The sequence below is a fragment of the Microcystis sp. M049S2 genome (assembly GCF_020245625.1).
Classification (GTDB): domain Bacteria; phylum Cyanobacteriota; class Cyanobacteriia; order Cyanobacteriales; family Microcystaceae; genus Microcystis; species Microcystis ichthyoblabe_A.
This window is the reverse complement of the sequence record NZ_JADBUN010000153.1, coordinates 21,729-38,436: the sequence shown is the minus strand read 5'-3', so window position 1 is coordinate 38,436 and position 16,708 is coordinate 21,729. Positions and strand designations below refer to the sequence as shown.

The window sequence follows — 16,708 nt, the reverse complement described above, 5'->3', positions numbered from 1 at the left end:
GTGTGATAATTTTTGATCATAGAATCGTGAAATGTTTACTGGGAAAGACTTTTAGTGCTATTTTGCTGAAGAAACTATCAGTATAGACCCCGTTTACATACAGAAACCAGAAGAGCCATAATTCATAATTCATAATTCATAATTCATAATTCCCACGCGAGCATTTTTGGGGATTAATCCCCTTCCTCTAGCCATTTTTGCCAGAGATCTGGACGACGCTCCTTCGTGCGATTGAGTTGTTGTTGATAGCGCCAATCAGCGATATCCTGATGATTACCCGATCGCAAAACCGGCGGCACTTGCCAACCGCGAAAGACCGGCGGCCGGGTATATTGGGGATAATCCAATAAACCTGCCTCAAAACTCTCCAATTTCAACGATTCCGCCTTACCTACTGTACCGGGTAACAACCGCGTCACCCCGTTAATAATCGCTAAAGCCGGGATTTCCCCACAAGTTAGGACAAAATCCCCTAAAGATACCTCTCTAGTCACCAAATGCTCACAAACCCGCTCATCTACCCCTTCATAATGGCCACAGATGAGAATTAACTGCTGATAACTACTGGCCCAAGTTTTCAGTAAAGCTTGATTGAGAGGTTCCCCCTGGGGAGTCATCAGCACGATCTCCCGGGGTGGTAAAATTCCTAAAGACTCGATCGCCTCAAAAATTGGCTCTGGTTTTAATAACATTCCCACACCACCACCGTAGGGTTCATCATCGACGCGACGGTGTTTATCGTGGGCAAAATCCCGGAGATTGACCAAATTTACCCTAGCGATGTCGCGTTCGAGAGCTTTTGCCAACAACCCCGACTGCAGCGGTGAAGTAAAAAAATCGGGAAAGAGAGTAATAATGTCAAACTGCACGGGAAAATTAAGGCCTAGACTGGGATAGTGTTTAATGTATCATTGTGTCACGGTTCGATCGGTTAAAATCTTGCTAATTTTGCGCTAGTCTATCTCAATAACATGATAGACTATGCTGTACTGTCTAGGGGTTTTTCTGGCTCTAGCTTGAGTGATCGAAGTCTAGCCTAGACTTAAAGTTAACTAACAGTCCGTCATTGCCAGTGGATCGAAGAAAATTGCTAAAATCGCCTCTACTATTGCTTGATGTCCCGAAAAATATTCCTAAACCGCATTTTTTTCCGTCAACCGTTCAGGGAAAATAACATCAAGATACCTGTACATCTTCCCGAAAAACCTTCCATCCCTAAAAATGTCTATTCGTTCAGTGACATGATCATCGAGCTAGAAACCCAACACCACCAAAATCCTACCCCCGTATCTCTCAAAACGGCGATTTTAGTCATTGGAGGTGCCGAGGATAAAGTCCACGGTAAAGAGATACTGCATACCTTTTGGAATCGCGCTGGGGGTAGCGAAGCAGTGATCGCTATTGTTCCCTCCGCTTCCAGAGAGCCAGTTTTAATCGGCGATCGCTATCAGAAGATTTTCGAGGAAATGGGGGCAAAATACGTCAAAGTTATCGATATTCGCGATCGTGTACAGGGAGAAGACCCCCAATTTCAAGCCTACATCGAAGAGTGTACAGGTGTATTTATGACCGGAGGCGACCAGCTGCGTTTATGCGGTTTGCTCTCCGATACTCCCCTGATGGAAAGAATCAGACAAAGAGTGCAACAGGGAGAACTAACCCTAGCTGGAACTAGCGCCGGGGCCGCCGTTATGGGTCATCACATGATTGCTGGGGGCAGCAGCGGGGAAGCACCTAATCGGGCCCTAGTGGATATGGCCATGGGATTAGGTCTCATTCCTGAAGTCATTGTCGATCAACACTTCCACAATCGCAACCGCATGGCCCGGTTAATGAGTGCTATCTCTGGTTATCCCGAACGTTTAGGAATTGGCATCGATGAGGATACCTGCGCTATGTTTGAACGGGATGGCACGATGACGGTAATCGGCTGCGGTACAGTGACGGTAATTGATGCTAGGGAAATGTCCCACACCAACCACCATCACGTCACCGCTAACGAACCCCTGAGTCTGCATAATCTGCGGGTACATATTCTTGCCTACGGTGATGGCTATCATCTCAAAAAACAGCAAGTGATCGCTAAATTGGGGTAAAAAAACTCCTGAAAAACTGTTCACGATGAACAGTTTACCCATCTCGGAAAACCAGACAATAAACAACGGCTTCTTTGTGCTTCTCAACAGCGAACATCAGCTATATCATGAAAATTCTCAGAACCCAAACCCTGCGCGGTCCCAACTACTGGAGTATTCGTCGCGACAAGCTCATTGTTATGCGTCTGGATCTCGAAGATCTCGCAGAGAAGCCATCGAATGAAATCCCCGGCTTTTACGAGGGATTAATCGACGTTCTTCCCAGTTTAGTCGAACATTACTGCTCCCCCGGTTATCGCGGTGGTTTCTTTGAACGAGTCCGCACTGGCACTTATATGGGCCACATCATTGAACATATCGCCCTAGAATTGCAGGAATTGGCAGGAACTCCCGTCGGGTTTGGTCGCACGAGAGGCACCTCCACCCCCGGAGTCTATAACGTGGTGTTTGAATACGTTGAGGAGCAAGCGGGACGTTATGCGGGTCGGGCTGCCGTGCGGTTGTGTCAATCGATTGTCGATACGGGAACCTATCCTAAGGAAGAATTGGCCCAAGATTTAGCCGATTTACGCGATTTATGCAATAATGCCTCCCTCGGTCCGAGTACCGAAACCATCGTCAAAGAAGCACAAGCTAGAAATATCCCCTGGTTACTCCTGAGCGCTCGTGCCATGGTGCAATTGGGCTATGGTGTTCACCAAAAGCGCATTCAAGCCACTTTAAGCAGTTTTTCGGGGATTTTAGCCGTTGAGTTGGCCTGTGACAAGGAAGGCACAAAAACTATCCTCAAGGATGGTGGGATTCCAGTCCCCCGGGGTACGGTGATTCAATACTTGGATGAGTTGTCAGCGGCAATCGAGGAAGTGGGAGGGTTTCCCATCGTGATTAAACCCCTCGATGGCAACCACGGCCGGGGCATCAGCATCGATGTTAAAACTCAACAGGAAGCAGAGGAAGCCTATGATCTAGCCAGCGCCGCCTCGAAAACCAGGAGCGTGATCGTAGAAAGGTATTATAAAGGCAGTGATCACCGAATTTTAGTCATAAATGGCAAAGTTGCCGCCGTGGCCGAACGGATCCCCGCTCACGTCGTCGGTGATGGGCGCTCAACTGTAGAAGAATTAATCGAAATTACTAATCAAGATCCCAACCGGGGTGACGGTCATGCCAACGTTTTGACTAAAATAACTATTGACAAAACTGCCCTTAATGTGCTAGAGAAACAGGGCTATGAATTAACCAGCATTTTAGCCCACGGAGAGATCGCCTATCTGCGGGCCACCGCTAATTTAAGCACCGGCGGCATCGCCGTGGATCGTACCGACGAAATTCACCCCGAAAACGTCTGGATCGCCCAAAGAGTGGCAAAATTAATCGGTTTGGACATTGCCGGGATCGATGTGGTGACAGAGGATATCCGCAAACCCCTGAAAGAAGTGGACGGGGTAATCGTAGAAGTCAACGCCGCCCCCGGTTTTCGGATGCACGTCGCCCCCAGTCGCGGTTTACCCCGCAATATCGCCGCTCCAGTTATCGATATGTTATTCCCCCCCGGGACTCCCAGTCGCGTGCCAATTCTGGCCATTACGGGAACTAACGGCAAAACCACCACTAGCCGCTTAATTTCTCATATTTGCCGGCAAACGGGGAAAGTAGTCGGATTTACCACGACGGACGGCGTATATATCGATGATTATCTGGTAGAAAAGGGCGATAACACCGGTCCCTACAGTGCCAGTATGATTTTGAAGGATCCCACAGTGGAGATTGCCGTATTAGAAACGGCCCGGGGTGGTATCCTGCGATCGGGTTTGGCCTTTAATCAGTGCGATGTGGGGGTGGTGTTAAATGTGGCCGCCGACCATTTGGGTATCGGCGATATCGACACCATCGAACAAATGGCGAAGGTAAAAAGCGTTGTGGCCGAGGTGGTTAGCGCCGAGGGTTACGCGGTTTTAAATGCCGATGACCCCTTGACCGCTAGTATGGCCGAAAAAGTCAAGGGAAGAGTCGCTTATTTTTCCATGAGTCCCGATAACCCGATTATTCACGACCATATCCGTCGCGGTGGCATGGCCGCCATCTATGAGAATGGCTATCTGTCGATTCTAGAGGGAGAATGGACGCTGAGAATCGAGGAAGCAGTCAATATTCCCGTGACTATGCAGGGAATGGCTCCTTTTATGATTGCTAACGCCTTGGCCGCCTGTTTAGCCACTTTTGTGCAGGGTATCGATATCGAGTTAATTCGCCAAGGGGTGCGGACCTTTAAACCTTCCGTGGCCCAGACCCCCGGCAGGATGAACCTGTTTGACTTGGGACACCATCACGCTTTAATCGATTATGCCCATAATCCGGCCGGATACGAAGCCGTCGGCGGTTTTGTCGGCAATTGGTCCGGCGAAAAAGTCGGCGTGGTCGGCGGACCTGGCGATCGACGGGATGATGATTTAATTTTATTAGGGAAATTATCAGCCCAAATGTTCGATCGGATTATTGTTAAGGAAGATAACGATACTCGCGGTCGCCGCCGGGGGGAAGTGGCCGATTTAATTCTTCGGGGAATTAGCCAAGAAAATGCCAGTTTGCGGCCGGAAGTTATTCTCGATGAAACGGAAGCTTTAGAGAAGGCTTTAAGCACGGTTTCTGAGGGTGGTTTAGTGGTAATTTTCCCCGAAAGTGTCACCCAGGCGATCAATTTGATTGAGAAACATCGACCCCTGACCGATAATCAGGGTTAAAAGTTGGGAAAAAGGTGGTGATTCGGTAGTAGTGATGGAGGCTTAATCCTTTGCTTTGCTGTGCATTGTAGTCATGGATAAAATGCCAAACAGCTTTCAATAGGATTAGTTTGACCAGTTTCTTCCGACTGGTCGATGACGTTTACTCGGAATTACTGTCTTATAGGACTCCCAAAAGTCTGTGTAAGCAACAGCAAATTGTCGATAAACACCAGGTAAACTGGCCCCAAAGTTTTTTGGCTGATTGACGACTCCTAGATTGTCGCCGTCTAACGCGCCCTAAATTTTGCCAAATGCAGATAGGAAAAACTCAGGCGATGACTTTAACTTCAACGTTCAATTTATCTAGCAGCAACGGGACTTAATTCGCTCATTATTTTTGATACTAAGCAAGATAATTCAAGGCATTTTTTAACTATAGCAGTTCTAGATGTTGGGGTTGGCGGTTTAGTTTTGGGGTATTAGTTGAAATTTCTCCATTTCCCTATCCTTGTCAATTGTGTATCAAAGCAGCTTGACATCCATATCTTGATAAATTTATCAAAGTTACTCTGATTTGAGACTATCTAAAATTAATTGTATATCTAAATCAAGAGCCTGAGCAATTTGTTCGATCGTTAATCCTAATCCTATTAGTTTGGGAACAGTTTCTAGTTTTGCTTTAATAACATTGTTTTCAGTTTTATAAATATGATAATTTTCTATTTCTCGATTATTAGAAGGGTTATGACAAAAAGTAACCTGATCAATTTTTACAGATTTATTACCCAAATTATTAATACTATTGCTGACAATTAACCTTTCAATTGCTGATCGAACAGTTGATTTATTTAATTCTTCGGCAAAGAATTTTGTGGACATCAAGAGTTGAGTCAGAAACTAGGAGCAGATTTTTATTTTGCTACTCCTTATCATTCGTGGGAGAGGGGATTAAACGAGCATACCAATGGACTGTTAAGACAATTTTTCCCCAAGGGAACGAATTTTAAAATCGTTAAGCCAGAGGAGGTGGAAAGAGCCGTAAACTTGATTAACAATCGTCCTCGAAAATGTCTTGACTATCGTACCCCGAATGAGGTATTCTATAAAGGTAGATCAGACAGTGATGCAATTCAGACTTGAATTGGCCTTCCGATATTTGTAAACATAGTTAACAAAACCTCCGACAATATCCGTTTTTTTCCGTCTTGACAATGTTTAAACTTATTAGTTAGGATTCTGCTTATTATGGTTGTTTTTGCAGTAACTACTCACTATGAGAGCCATTAAAATCCTCTGTATGTTCATTGGTGTGGGATTAATTAATTCTGCTCCCATACAAGCAAACAATATGAGTAATGATATTTTAATTAGCCAATCTCGTCGTCAGTATGAATGTACGCGGAACGGAGTTAATCCCACTATATCAGGTTCTCTGTTTTCAGATGGATATAACTGTTTAATACCTATATCAGCAGGTAAGTGTGTAGGTTATGCTGATGCTTTTGGATACAGTCGTATTGGTAATTCAGATCCTAGAGGAATGATAAGCTGTAAAAATGTCGAAATTGCAGAAGATAGACTAACAGGGAAAAAGTATTATCGATTTGGTTCAGGAGATAAATTTATCTTGGAAGGAAAATAAGTTTATTTCAGATTCTGTAATTATCTTTACAGTTGACCATTCTTGATCCCAGTCCATCCCATTTGCGGAACAGTTTTGATATTATAACCTGTAAACTCCCTCATTAATCTTCGGTCAATACATTCATCTAAAAAAAGCCTCATTTCACGCTACCCTATCAATAAGCTCTTTTTCAAATTCTGCAAGTAAGCTAATAACTCGTTCTCTTGTTACCGTTGGAAAACCCTCTAAAAAATCATCAATTGATTCTCCTGCTTTAAGATAATCAAAAAGTGTTTGTATCGGAACTCTAGTACCTGAAAAAACAGGAACACCACTCATAGTTTCATGAGATATATTGATAAGAGGCGAATATTTAGCCATTTTGATTACCTTCTTAGCTTCTACAGAGTAGATTAACCCAGAGCAATACGTCTTGTCTTCATATTCTAGCCTAGATTCTTGAAAAATGGGTTAAACTGATGCTAAATAGGGTTTGCTGACAAAGTACGGGCGAAGCATTCGGGCAATAACCTATCGGTGAAACCGTAGATTTTTTATCCGAATGCTTCGCCCCTACAGGACGCGGGCCGATGAAGACGCAAGGTTTTGAAGCACGATTCTCTCAAAATCTTGCACCTGTTTCGCGAGAAAAGCCACAAAACCCTTACCTTGCCTACATTTCACCTTTATTCAGCAAACCCTAAATAGGTTAGGGAAGTGACTTTCAGTTAATGATGCTAAAAATGAACAATAATCTAAAATTAAGCCGACAATGACTAAATGCAACCGACGGAAGCCCAACTTAGACAACTCTATCAGCTAATTTCAATAAAGTCCGAAAACTATGCACGGGTAGGTTCTTTATGGGAGGGGAGGTCGGCGACGACCTTCTCGACCCCTAACTATCAGTTAACGATTTTTAAAAGCTTCGATCGCCGCCGGCAAAGTATAGTAAACTCTCTCCTCGCTAATTTTATCTAACAAGCGGGAACGTTGCAATTGTAAGTACAGATCGTGTTTAACCCTAGCGAGGGCGAAAACTATACCCTGTCTTGATAATTCTGCCGCTAATTCCTCAAGAATCTCCACGGCTGTACTATCCAATTCCCCAAGGGCCTCCGTATTCAAGACAAACCATTCTACCGGTTTTGTCTCCCGGGCAATGGCACTGAGAGCGCGACGTTTAAAGTCGGCCGCATTAGCAAAAAATAAGGGGGCATCGTAACGATAGATAACTAACCCTGGTATTGTTTGCGCTTCCGGCCAATCCTGGAGTGCGTGTAAACCCATCACCCCCGGAACCGTACCCAAGACCGCATCATCAGGCCGAGTAATGCGGGCTAATAAATCGATAACCGAGAGACCGATGGCGATAGCAACCCCGCTTAAAATCCCTGTGGTTAGCACCCCCACCATGGTCAGGACAGCGAGATTAAACTCACTATTGCGAAAGCTTTTTAGTCGTTTAGCACCGGCAATATCCACCAGTTTACAGGCCGCATAAATCACCAGCGCACCCAAAGCGGCCTTGGGAAAGAGTGCCAGTAGTGGACCGAGCAGGAAAATGACCGCCACCACCACCCCTGCCACCACCAGGGAGTAAAGCTGACTTTTACTACCCACGGAATCGCCCACTGCGGTGCGACTGGCGCTGCTGCTGATGGGAAATCCCTGACAAAAACCCGCCGCCAGATTCCCCAGTCCCAGGGCTAAAAATTCTTGATTGGCATCGATTTCTTGGTTATGACGTGCGGCGAAGGCTCTAGCGGTCAAGACGTTATCGGAATAGCCCACCAGGGCAATGCCGACGGCCGCGGTTACTAGGGGTAGTAATTGGGAAAAATCTAGGGTTGGTAAGCCAAAATTGGGCAAAGTCTTGCTAATTTTCCCCACTACTGCCACCCCCTCTCCATCAAGATGGAAGGTGGCGACGGCGAGGGTTCCCAGTAAAACCGCCAGCAAGGGCCCCGGTGCTTTGGGAAAATATTTTTGGATGACAAATAGAAATAGTAACAGCAATAGAGCTAGGCTAAGGGTTGGCCAGTGCCATTGGTTTATTCCCCAGAAAAAAGCGAAAATTTCTTTAAAAACCGTATTTTCACGGATTGACAAACCACTAATTTTACCCAGTTGTCCCGCACTCATGATCACCGCCACTCCCGCCATATAACCGATTAGGATCGGTTTGGAGAGTAAATTAGCTAGAAATCCCAAGCGGGCGATGTAAGCGACAAAACAGATTAAACCGACCATTAGGGCTAAAAAAGCCGCTAAACTGCCGTAATTTTCCCCTTGAAGGCTCACCAGAGGTGCGATCGCTGCCGCCGTCATCACTGCCGTGGTCGATTCTGGTCCGAGGGATAGTTGCGATGAGGAGCCGAAAAGGGCGTAAACTAGGGCGGCTGGCACGAGAGTCCACAATCCCACCACGGGATCGACCCCGGCCAGGTCGCCGTAAGCCATACACTGGGGAATAGCGTAGGCCGCCACGGTGACACCGGCGAGTATATCTCGGCCTAGCCACTGCCATTGATAGGAGCGCAGGTTTTTTAGCCCGGGTAAATCAGGAAAATCGACTCGTCGGGAGTTTTTACTCATAGTTTCTCTCTTAACGGCGACTTCACCTAATTTTAACGGAAGAATTAGCTAGGGTCTGCTGAAAAAGTTTGTTGGTGGGGGCAGGGTGTGGGGTGTGGGGTGTGGGGTGTAGGGTTTTACCGATTTTGAGGTAGTCAGTTACCTAATTTTCAGGGAAAAAGTCCCTGAATTTTACCCCCGATCACTCCAATGGTCAGCACTTTTTGAGGGGAAAAAAGTCTAAAAGCCTTATCCAACAAAGTTTTTAGATTTATTCAGCCAGCCCTAGCTAGGAAAAGCCTTGAGGCTGAGATATTTTCTGTCAGCAGGATATTTATACCATGTTAGCCGCAATTTTAATTAAATTGGCTAAATATACTCGGAAATATCCTCTTGACAATCATCGGCTAAGTATGATAAGGCGCGGAAACGTAAACCGACTAATTGCTCGTAGAGAGGATTTAACTTGCACAGAGGCGGAATATGGACTAATTTATGACCAAACAGTACGATATCCCGTTCAAAAGGACATTGAGGCGGAACCATTTTGCAGATAAACCGGGCCAAGCGCGGATCGTGCATTTCTACCCCATCTAACCAGTCTTTGAGGGGATGCAGCAGATCTGGGTGGGGATGTTCGGCACTGATAAACTCGGATTTATTCGCTTCTGTGGTAATTTCGGGAATTTCACAGATAGTATGTTCTAAAGCTGACAGGGCCTCGATTTCTAACCCGAAAGCATCCCGATAACTACGCAGTAATTGCGCTTCTGCGGGGGAATAAATGCCATCGGCGATCGCTACCATAACCGCCGTGCGGAGGAAGTTTTCTGATATTTTGGGGTCATGACCGAAACTTGCGGCCAATTCTTCGGGACTAATCGACTGATAGAGAACGTGGTTGTCATCTAATTCTAATTCGTGAGCGAAACGGGCGATCGATTCCTGTTCGCTGGCGCTATAATCCCCATCACACCAGGCAATTGTCAGTAATCCCCGTAACCAGTCCCTAACTTGTTCGTTAGTGTAGCGGTATTGAACAGAGCTAACCATAGGTATTGCTAAAACTGATTTCTAGTTTCTCAATTCAATTCTACCTATCGCCCCCGGATTCTAGTAGCCCCGTTCACATCATGTAACTATAGCCAATAACCCTATGGTTAGCTAGGAATTTTTGGGTTTTCAGGCGGCATAATCGGGCAGTTTTCGCCCCTAAGAGCAGGGGTAAGGGTTGGTGCTGCTTGTCCCTTCCCCAACCGCGTCATTCCTGCTGAAAAGGCGGATTCCTGGGATTAACGGCCAATCCCCAGGTAACGGAAACCGGCTGCTGTCACCACCGCAGGATCGAGGAAATTGCGACCATCAATTAACACGGGTTCGCGCATGGTTTTAACCATTTTGCCGTAGTCGAGACGGAGAAATTCTTGCCATTCCGTCACCACCACCAAAGCGTCACAACCATCGGCCAATCTTTCTGGATCCGATTCGATAATCACACCACTTAAACCGTGACTTAAACCACTTTGGGAAACGATCGGATCATAGGCTTTTACCTTAGCACCTAAACGATTTAACTGTTCGATCATGGTTAAAGCCGGAGCATCGCGCATATCATCGGTATCGGGTTTAAAAGTTAATCCCAACAAACCGACGGTTTTACCCTTGAGGATTTTTAATTCCTGTTGCAGTTTTTCGATCGCAATTGTTCGTTGACGTTTGTTAACATTGATGGCGGCGTTAAGTAATTCCGTTTCGTAACCGTAGTCTTCTGCGGTATGTACCAAAGCCGACACATCTTTGGGGAAACAGGAACCCCCCCAACCGATCCCGGCCGAGAGAAACTTGCTGCCGATACGGGAATCTAAACCGATACCTTTAGCCACTTGGGTGACATCGGCCCCGACGCGATCGCAGATGTTAGCTACTTCGTTAATAAAGCTGATTTTGGTGGCTAGGAAGGCATTAGCGGCGTATTTAATCATTTCTGCCGAACTGAGATCCGTAACCACTACGGGAACGGGAGGCAAGGAGGGATCATCAGCAAATTGACGTTCAACCAAAGGCGCGTACAATTCCTTCATCATTTCGATGGCTTTCGGGTTGTTACTGCCTAAAACAATGCGATCAGGGTTAAAAGTATCATAAACTGCCGAACCTTCGCGTAAAAATTCGGGATTGCTGACCACATCGAAATCCGCTTCGATGCGTTCTAGTGTACTAATACCGCCACCAGCGGCCACGAGATTTTTTTGTCTCTCGGCCACGCCATCGAGGACGATCATCCGTACCCAATCCCCAGAACCGATGGGAACGGTAGATTTATTGACGATTACTTTATAACCACCGTTGAGATGGGCTCCAATACCCCTGGCCACCGCTTCCACATAACGGGTGTCACTTTCTCCCGTGGGTAGTGCTGGTGTACCAACAGCGATAAAGAGGATTTCGCCGTGTTTAACTCCCGCTTCTAGGTCCGTGGAAAATTCCAGATTGCCGGAGGCTGCCGAAGACTGCATTAATTCCGATAACCCCGGCTCATAGATGGGGGATTGTCCCGATTTCATCAATTTGACTTTTTCTTCATTGTTGTCAATACAGATGACATGATGGCCGATGTGTGCTAGGCAAACCCCAGTGACTAAACCCACATAACCCGTTCCGATAACACAAACACGCATGATAATCACTCCAGTGACAATTAAGTTAAATTTATTGATTAGGGATTAGCTTAGACGAGAACGGAAATCCTCGATCGTCATTTTTAAACCCTGGTGTAGAGGAATAGTTGGACTCCAATCCAAATAGGTTTTAGCACGAGTGATATCCGGTTGTCGTTGCTTGGGATCATCTTCCGGCAGTGGTTTATAGACCAATTCGGCCTCGGGATTAATCATGCCTTGGATCACTTGTGCTAATTCCAGAATTGTGTATTCGTCGGGATTGCCGAGATTAACCGGCCCGATAAAGTCCCCATTCATCAAACGCATTAACCCTTCCACTAGGTCAGAAACATAGCAAAAACTGCGGGTTTGGGAACCTTGACCATAAACCGTCAGGGGTTCACCGCGCAAAGCTTGCACGACGAAATTACTCACCACTCGACCATCGTTTTCCAACATTCGCGGGCCGTAGGTGTTAAAAATCCGAGCCACCCGGATATCGACCTTATGCTCCCGATAATACTCAAAAGCCAGGGTTTCCGCCACCCTTTTACCTTCGTCATAACAGGAACGCGGTCCAATGCAGTTGACATTACCTCGATATTCTTCCGTTTGGGGATGCACATCAGGATCGCCATAGACTTCTGAGGTAGAAGCGAGCAAAAATCGCGCTTTTACCCTTTTAGCTAGGCCCAGCATATACATAGTCCCTAAAACATTGGTTTTAATCGTTTTGACGGGGTTATATTGATAGTGGATCGGGGAAGCAGGACAGGCCAGGTGATAGATTTGATCGACTTCTAAACGGATCGGCTCGGTGATATCGTGACGAATTAGCTCAAAATAAGGATTTCCTAGCCATTTAACGATATTTCGGCGCGCCCCCGTGTAGAAGTTATCCAGACAGATCACTTCATGACCCTGTTCCATCAAGCGATCGATTAGATGGGAACCAATAAAACCCGCACCACCCGTAACTAGGATTCTCATGTAATCGCAAAGCACACATATAAAATTATTCTTAAAATACCCTTACGCTGGCTTTTTGGCAAATATTTTTTTGACGAGGTGTTATCAGCGATCGCCGATGCCAGGCTAATGGCTGGGTAATCCTTAAAAAATGTAACAATTTTCGTAGTCATCCCTACAGAGTTCTATATCGTCCAATCTTGTAGGCGTAAATTAGGGATTTGAGAGAAATCACGATAATTGCGTGTTACTAAAATACTGTTTTCTGATAAACTAATCGCTGCAATTCTTAAATCTTGTGTTCCTATACGAATTTTTTGCTCCCGTAATTCTCTGAAATGATAATGAGCTTCTAAAGTATAGTTCAAAATTTTAAATTTGCTCAGATAATTAACTATATCTCTCAAACCTTGATAGCCTTTGATTAACTTTTCATATTGATTGCTTTGAGAGTATTTTCTGATCACGCTGAACCATCCTCTTACTTGTTCTTCTAAAGTAATAATTGTTATAGCCGTATCATCAGGATCGATAGACGCTACTCTCCGAACTAAGTTCGGATGTAGTTTTTGCAGTAGGGTTATATGATCGGTATCTAATATATATTGAGTCACGGTGTTTCAACTTGTTGACTGTCTTCTTGGTCAACTTTTTGACGATAGGTTTCTATACTCTCTATGACTTCATCTAAGAGGGGATTATAGGTTAGTGTAACTGGTATATTGAGCAGTGGATGCTCTTGTTGTTGTTTTTTCTGCGCTAATTTTTCAAATAATTGGTTTTGTTCTTCTAAAGAAAGTTTATCGATAGATTCTATAATCTGGCTAAGAGAAAGATGAGGAGTCATAAATTACAAGCCTTTTTGACTAGATATTGATGCTAGTGTAGCATAATTCCCTTCGCTAACAGCTTTAAAACAGATCCTACAGTAATCCGCATTTTTCTGATAGTTCCCTAGTGGTACAAACAGGATGCCTGTAAATGACATTGATGCAATTGGTAGCACAGGCATCCGCCGCCTGTAAAGAGATAGAAAGATTTAAGGTTAGAACAAGGCCAGCATCTGTTATAGTCTAATACAGAAGAAACTCCCTTGTCAAATTTAGGCAAATTCGGGCAAAATAGGGGATGTAAATTTTATACACTATTTAGTATTATTTTGATAGGACTAAAGAGGCTAGATTATGACCAGTGCCGAGCAAAATAAGCTATTTATCCTGATTGATGGGCATTCTTTGGCTTTTCGTGCCTATTATGCCTTTGCTAAGTCTCGTTCGGGACCTCTGCGTACTTCTACTGGCATTCCCACCAGTGTTTGTTTTGGGTTTTTAAATTCTCTGCTGCAGTTACTAGAAACTCAAAAACCCACTTATTTAGCAGTTGCTTTTGATTTAGCAGCTCCTTCTTTTCGCCATGAAGCTGATGTTAATTATAAGGCTAATCGGCAAGAGACTCCCGAAGAATTTCGCCCCGATTTAACTAATCTGCAAAGTCTCTTGGCAGCGATGAATATTCCTATTGTGACTTCTCCGGGTTATGAAGCAGATGATGTTTTAGGAACTTTGGCAAAACAGGCCGGTGATCATGGTTATACGGTCAAGATTTTAACAGGCGATCGAGATTTATTCCAATTGGTAGATGAGGAGAAAAAAACCACGGTTCTCTATCTGGATATTAATGCGGTCAAAAGTACCTCTGGCCAGGGTTATACAGAATTTAATTCCCAAGCTGTCACGGAAAAGTTAGGGGTGACACCAAAACAGGTAGTAGATTTTAAAGCTCTTTGCGGTGACAAGTCTGATAATATCCCCGGGGTGCGCGGAATTGGCGAAAAAACAGCGATAGATTTATTAAAAAAATACGATAACTTAGAGGATATATATACCAATCTGGAATCGATCAAGGGAATGGTAAAAACTAAATTATTAGAGGGAAAACCCGCCGCCGAAAGTTCTCGCTATTTAGCTAAAATTGCCCTTGATGCCCCCGTTAGCCTCGAAGAGGATAAATTTCGTCTCCGAGGTTTTGATCGGCGTTTAGTTAAAGCTTTATTGGAAAGATTAGAATTAAAGAAAATTCTCCAGAAACTCGATCAAATTCAACAGCATCTAGGTGGCACTCCTACCCTAGAATTAACTAGCGATGCTGATTCTAATCAATTGTCTCTGTTTGATTTACCCCCTATTTCTTCACCGGTTCTAATTGCTCCGGAAATTATTGATACTATTCCTAAGTTAGATGCTTTACTGGCAAAATTAACAACTTTCACTAATCCACATTTTCCTGTCGCTTGGGATACCGAAACCACGGATTTAAATCCTCGTGTAGCCAAATTAGTCGGGATCGGTTGCTGTTGGGGAAAAGAATTAAATTCTCTGGCCTATATTCCCATCGGCCACCAGAGCGGTGATAATTTAAATCTAGAGATAGTACTCGAAAAATTACGCCCAATTTTAGCGGGTGATAATTATCCGAAAGTCTTCCAGAATGCGAAATTTGATATTGATGTTTTTTATCATCAAGGAATTACCGTTAAAGGTCTAGTTTTTGATACTATGGTGGCTAGCTATGTCCTCCATCCCGAACTAACTCATAATCTCGAAGATTTGTGCGATCGCTATTTAGACGGTATCACTTCTCTTAGTTATAAAAGTCTCGGTATTCCTGCGGGAAAAACTATCGCTGATTTAGATATTACCACCACTGCCAACTACTGCGGATTAGATGCCTACGCTACCTATTTACTTCGAGAAAAATTACAGGCAGAATTAACTAAAATTCCCTCTTTATATCAATTATTCTCAGAGGTGGAATCTCCCTTAGTCATGGTGCTGTGGCAGATGGAAAATTATGGTATAAAAATTAATGTCAATTATCTAAAAAACTTATCCCAGCAACTAGAAAGAGACCTAGCAGACATAGAAAAAAAAGCTTATGAATCCATCGGAGAAACTTTTAATCTTAGCTCTCCTAAACAGTTAAGTGAAATCCTTTTTGATCGATTAGCACTCAACCGCAAAAAATCCAGAAAAACTAAAACAGGTTACTCCACCGATCAAAGTGTTTTAGAGAAACTACAAGGCGATCATCCCTTAGTTGATTATATCCTTGAACATCGCACCTTATCTAAATTAAAATCCACCTATGTGGATGCTTTACCGAAATTAGCCGAACCAAAAACCGCACGAGTACATACAGATTTTAATCAAACCATCACCAGCACCGGACGCTTATCATCCTCCAATCCTAACCTACAAAATATCCCCATTCGCAGTGAATTTTCCAGACGAATTCGTCAAGCTTTTATCCCCGAAGATGGTTACTTATTAGTATCAGCGGACTACTCACAAATTGAGTTAAGAATTCTCGCTCATCTCAGTCAAGAACCAGTTCTATTAGAAGCGTATCGTAGTAATCAAGATGTTCATAAAGTCACCGCTCAATTGCTCTTTGATAAAGGGGAAATTACCTCCGAAGAACGCAGTTTAGGAAAAACAATTAACTTCGGGGTTATTTATGGCATGGGAGCGCAAAAATTCGCCCGTGAATCGAAATTAACCGTAGAACAGGGCAGAAAATTTATTGAAAAATATCATCAACGTTATGCCCAAGTATTTGAGTATTTAGAGAATAGCAAAAAACAAGCGATCGCTCAGGGATATGTGGAAACAATTTTGGGTAGAAGACGTTATTTTAACTTCGATAATCCCCTCTTAAAAAGACTGCGAGGACTGTCCTTACATGACATCGATTTAGATAGCCTCAAACTCAACAACGAGGAAGCACAATTATTAAGATCGGCCGCTAATGCGCCCATTCAGGGTTCCAGTGCTGATATTATTAAAGTAGCGATGGTAAAATTGGCCGAGGTACTGCAAAATTATCGAGCGAGATTACTGCTGCAAGTCCATGATGAATTAGTCTTGGAAGTACCGAGGGAAGAATGGCCATCCCTAGAGTCAAAAATCAAGACGACTATGGAAGAAGCTGTCTCCTTGACGATCCCTCTCTTGGTAGAAATTAAAGCCGGTGACAATTGGATGGAAACCAAATAAAACT

Annotated in this window: 12 protein-coding genes and 3 pseudogenes; 5 read left to right on the top strand and 10 right to left on the bottom strand. The window is 44.3% G+C overall.

What is annotated here, in order from left to right; all coding sequences use genetic code 11:
• Window positions 1-173 precede the first annotated feature (173 nt).
• A complete protein-coding gene (gene trmD, locus IM496_RS13325) occupies window positions 174-869 on the bottom strand; it encodes a tRNA (guanosine(37)-N1)-methyltransferase TrmD (protein ID WP_194015858.1) in 696 nt (231 codons plus the stop codon).
• A 372-nt stretch (window positions 870-1,241) separates the two neighbouring features.
• Between trmD and IM496_RS13320 the strand changes: the two genes are divergently transcribed.
• Window positions 1,242-2,096 carry a cyanophycinase gene (locus tag IM496_RS13320; protein WP_110580585.1) on the top strand — a complete coding sequence of 285 codons (855 nt, stop codon included), beginning with the start codon at window positions 1,242-1,244 and terminating at the stop codon, window positions 2,094-2,096.
• Between the two features lie 107 nt (window positions 2,097-2,203).
• Window positions 2,204-4,837 (top strand): cyanophycin synthetase, encoded by a 2,634-nt coding sequence (cphA, locus tag IM496_RS13315; protein WP_287662182.1) that lies wholly within the window; start codon window positions 2,204-2,206, stop codon window positions 4,835-4,837.
• A gap of 105 nt (window positions 4,838-4,942) precedes the next feature.
• Here the strand turns inward: cphA and IM496_RS13310 are convergent.
• Together IM496_RS13310 and IM496_RS13305 are read right to left on the bottom strand one after the other, a co-directional pair.
• Window positions 4,943-5,093 (bottom strand): annotated as a pseudogene (locus IM496_RS13310) (ISNCY family transposase); the annotation flags it as partial.
• 290 nt (window positions 5,094-5,383) lie between these two features.
• Window positions 5,384-5,680 (bottom strand): annotated as a pseudogene (locus IM496_RS13305) (hypothetical protein); the annotation flags it as partial.
• Here IM496_RS13305 and IM496_RS13300 point away from each other — a divergent pair.
• Both IM496_RS13300 and IM496_RS13295 read left to right on the top strand, forming a co-directional pair.
• Window positions 5,678-5,959 (top strand): annotated as a pseudogene (locus IM496_RS13300) (IS30 family transposase); the annotation flags it as partial. The pseudogenes IM496_RS13305 and IM496_RS13300 overlap by 3 nt on opposite strands.
• 133 nt (window positions 5,960-6,092) lie before the next feature.
• Complete coding sequence (locus IM496_RS13295) at window positions 6,093-6,461, top strand: hypothetical protein (protein WP_130756545.1); 369 nt, start codon at window positions 6,093-6,095, stop codon at window positions 6,459-6,461.
• Window positions 6,462-6,605: 144 nt separating this feature from the next.
• Here the strand turns inward: IM496_RS13295 and IM496_RS13290 are convergent, their stop codons facing one another.
• From IM496_RS13290 to IM496_RS13260, 7 genes are all read right to left on the bottom strand, one after another.
• Window positions 6,606-6,824, bottom strand: coding sequence for a DUF433 domain-containing protein (locus IM496_RS13290; protein WP_104396612.1), 219 nt, complete (start codon window positions 6,822-6,824; stop codon window positions 6,606-6,608).
• 528 nt (window positions 6,825-7,352) lie between these two features.
• Window positions 7,353-9,041 (bottom strand): SulP family inorganic anion transporter, encoded by a 1,689-nt coding sequence (locus IM496_RS13285; protein WP_287662179.1) that lies wholly within the window; start codon window positions 9,039-9,041, stop codon window positions 7,353-7,355.
• Between the two features lie 348 nt (window positions 9,042-9,389).
• Complete coding sequence (locus IM496_RS13280; RefSeq protein WP_287662177.1) at window positions 9,390-10,073, bottom strand: Mo-dependent nitrogenase C-terminal domain-containing protein; 684 nt, start codon at window positions 10,071-10,073, stop codon at window positions 9,390-9,392.
• A 239-nt stretch (window positions 10,074-10,312) separates the two neighbouring features.
• Window positions 10,313-11,698 carry a UDP-glucose dehydrogenase family protein gene (locus tag IM496_RS13275; protein ID WP_104396610.1) on the bottom strand — a complete coding sequence of 462 codons (1,386 nt, stop codon included), beginning with the start codon at window positions 11,696-11,698 and terminating at the stop codon, window positions 10,313-10,315.
• A 45-nt stretch (window positions 11,699-11,743) separates the two neighbouring features.
• Complete coding sequence (locus tag IM496_RS13270; protein ID WP_104396609.1) at window positions 11,744-12,670, bottom strand: UDP-glucuronic acid decarboxylase family protein; 927 nt, start codon at window positions 12,668-12,670, stop codon at window positions 11,744-11,746.
• Window positions 12,671-12,834: 164 nt separating this feature from the next.
• Window positions 12,835-13,263 carry a type II toxin-antitoxin system VapC family toxin gene (locus tag IM496_RS13265; RefSeq protein ID WP_002781451.1) on the bottom strand — a complete coding sequence of 143 codons (429 nt, stop codon included), beginning with the start codon at window positions 13,261-13,263 and terminating at the stop codon, window positions 12,835-12,837.
• The gene (locus IM496_RS13260) at window positions 13,260-13,496 is read right to left on the bottom strand and encodes a hypothetical protein (protein ID WP_110545693.1); all 237 of its coding nucleotides are present in this window, start codon (window positions 13,494-13,496) and stop codon (window positions 13,260-13,262) included. The genes IM496_RS13265 and IM496_RS13260 overlap by 4 nt, the downstream gene beginning before the upstream one ends.
• A 337-nt stretch (window positions 13,497-13,833) precedes the next feature.
• Between IM496_RS13260 and polA the strand changes: the two genes are divergently transcribed.
• Entirely contained in the window at window positions 13,834-16,704 is a 2,871-nt protein-coding gene (gene polA, locus IM496_RS13255; protein ID WP_287662174.1) for a DNA polymerase I, read from the top strand.
• Window positions 16,705-16,708 lie beyond the last annotated feature (4 nt).

Bases quoted from the DNA above. Each gene is read 5' to 3' on its own strand.
- IM496_RS13320 (WP_110580585.1), top strand. From the start codon at position 1,242: ATGATCATCGAGCTAGAAACCCAACACCACCAAAATCCTACCCCCGTA.
- cphA (WP_287662182.1), top strand. From the start codon at position 2,204: ATGAAAATTCTCAGAACCCAAACCCTGCGCGGTCCCAACTACTGGAGT.
- IM496_RS13295 (WP_130756545.1), top strand. From the start codon at position 6,093: ATGAGAGCCATTAAAATCCTCTGTATGTTCATTGGTGTGGGATTAATT.
- IM496_RS13290 (WP_104396612.1), bottom strand. From the start codon at position 6,824: ATGGCTAAATATTCGCCTCTTATCAATATATCTCATGAAACTATGAGT.
- IM496_RS13285 (WP_287662179.1), bottom strand. From the start codon at position 9,041: ATGAGTAAAAACTCCCGACGAGTCGATTTTCCTGATTTACCCGGGCTA.
- IM496_RS13280 (WP_287662177.1), bottom strand. From the start codon at position 10,073: ATGGTTAGCTCTGTTCAATACCGCTACACTAACGAACAAGTTAGGGAC.
- IM496_RS13275 (WP_104396610.1), bottom strand. From the start codon at position 11,698: ATGCGTGTTTGTGTTATCGGAACGGGTTATGTGGGTTTAGTCACTGGG.
- IM496_RS13270 (WP_104396609.1), bottom strand. From the start codon at position 12,670: ATGAGAATCCTAGTTACGGGTGGTGCGGGTTTTATTGGTTCCCATCTA.
- IM496_RS13260 (WP_110545693.1), bottom strand. From the start codon at position 13,496: ATGACTCCTCATCTTTCTCTTAGCCAGATTATAGAATCTATCGATAAA.
- polA (WP_287662174.1), top strand. From the start codon at position 13,834: ATGACCAGTGCCGAGCAAAATAAGCTATTTATCCTGATTGATGGGCAT.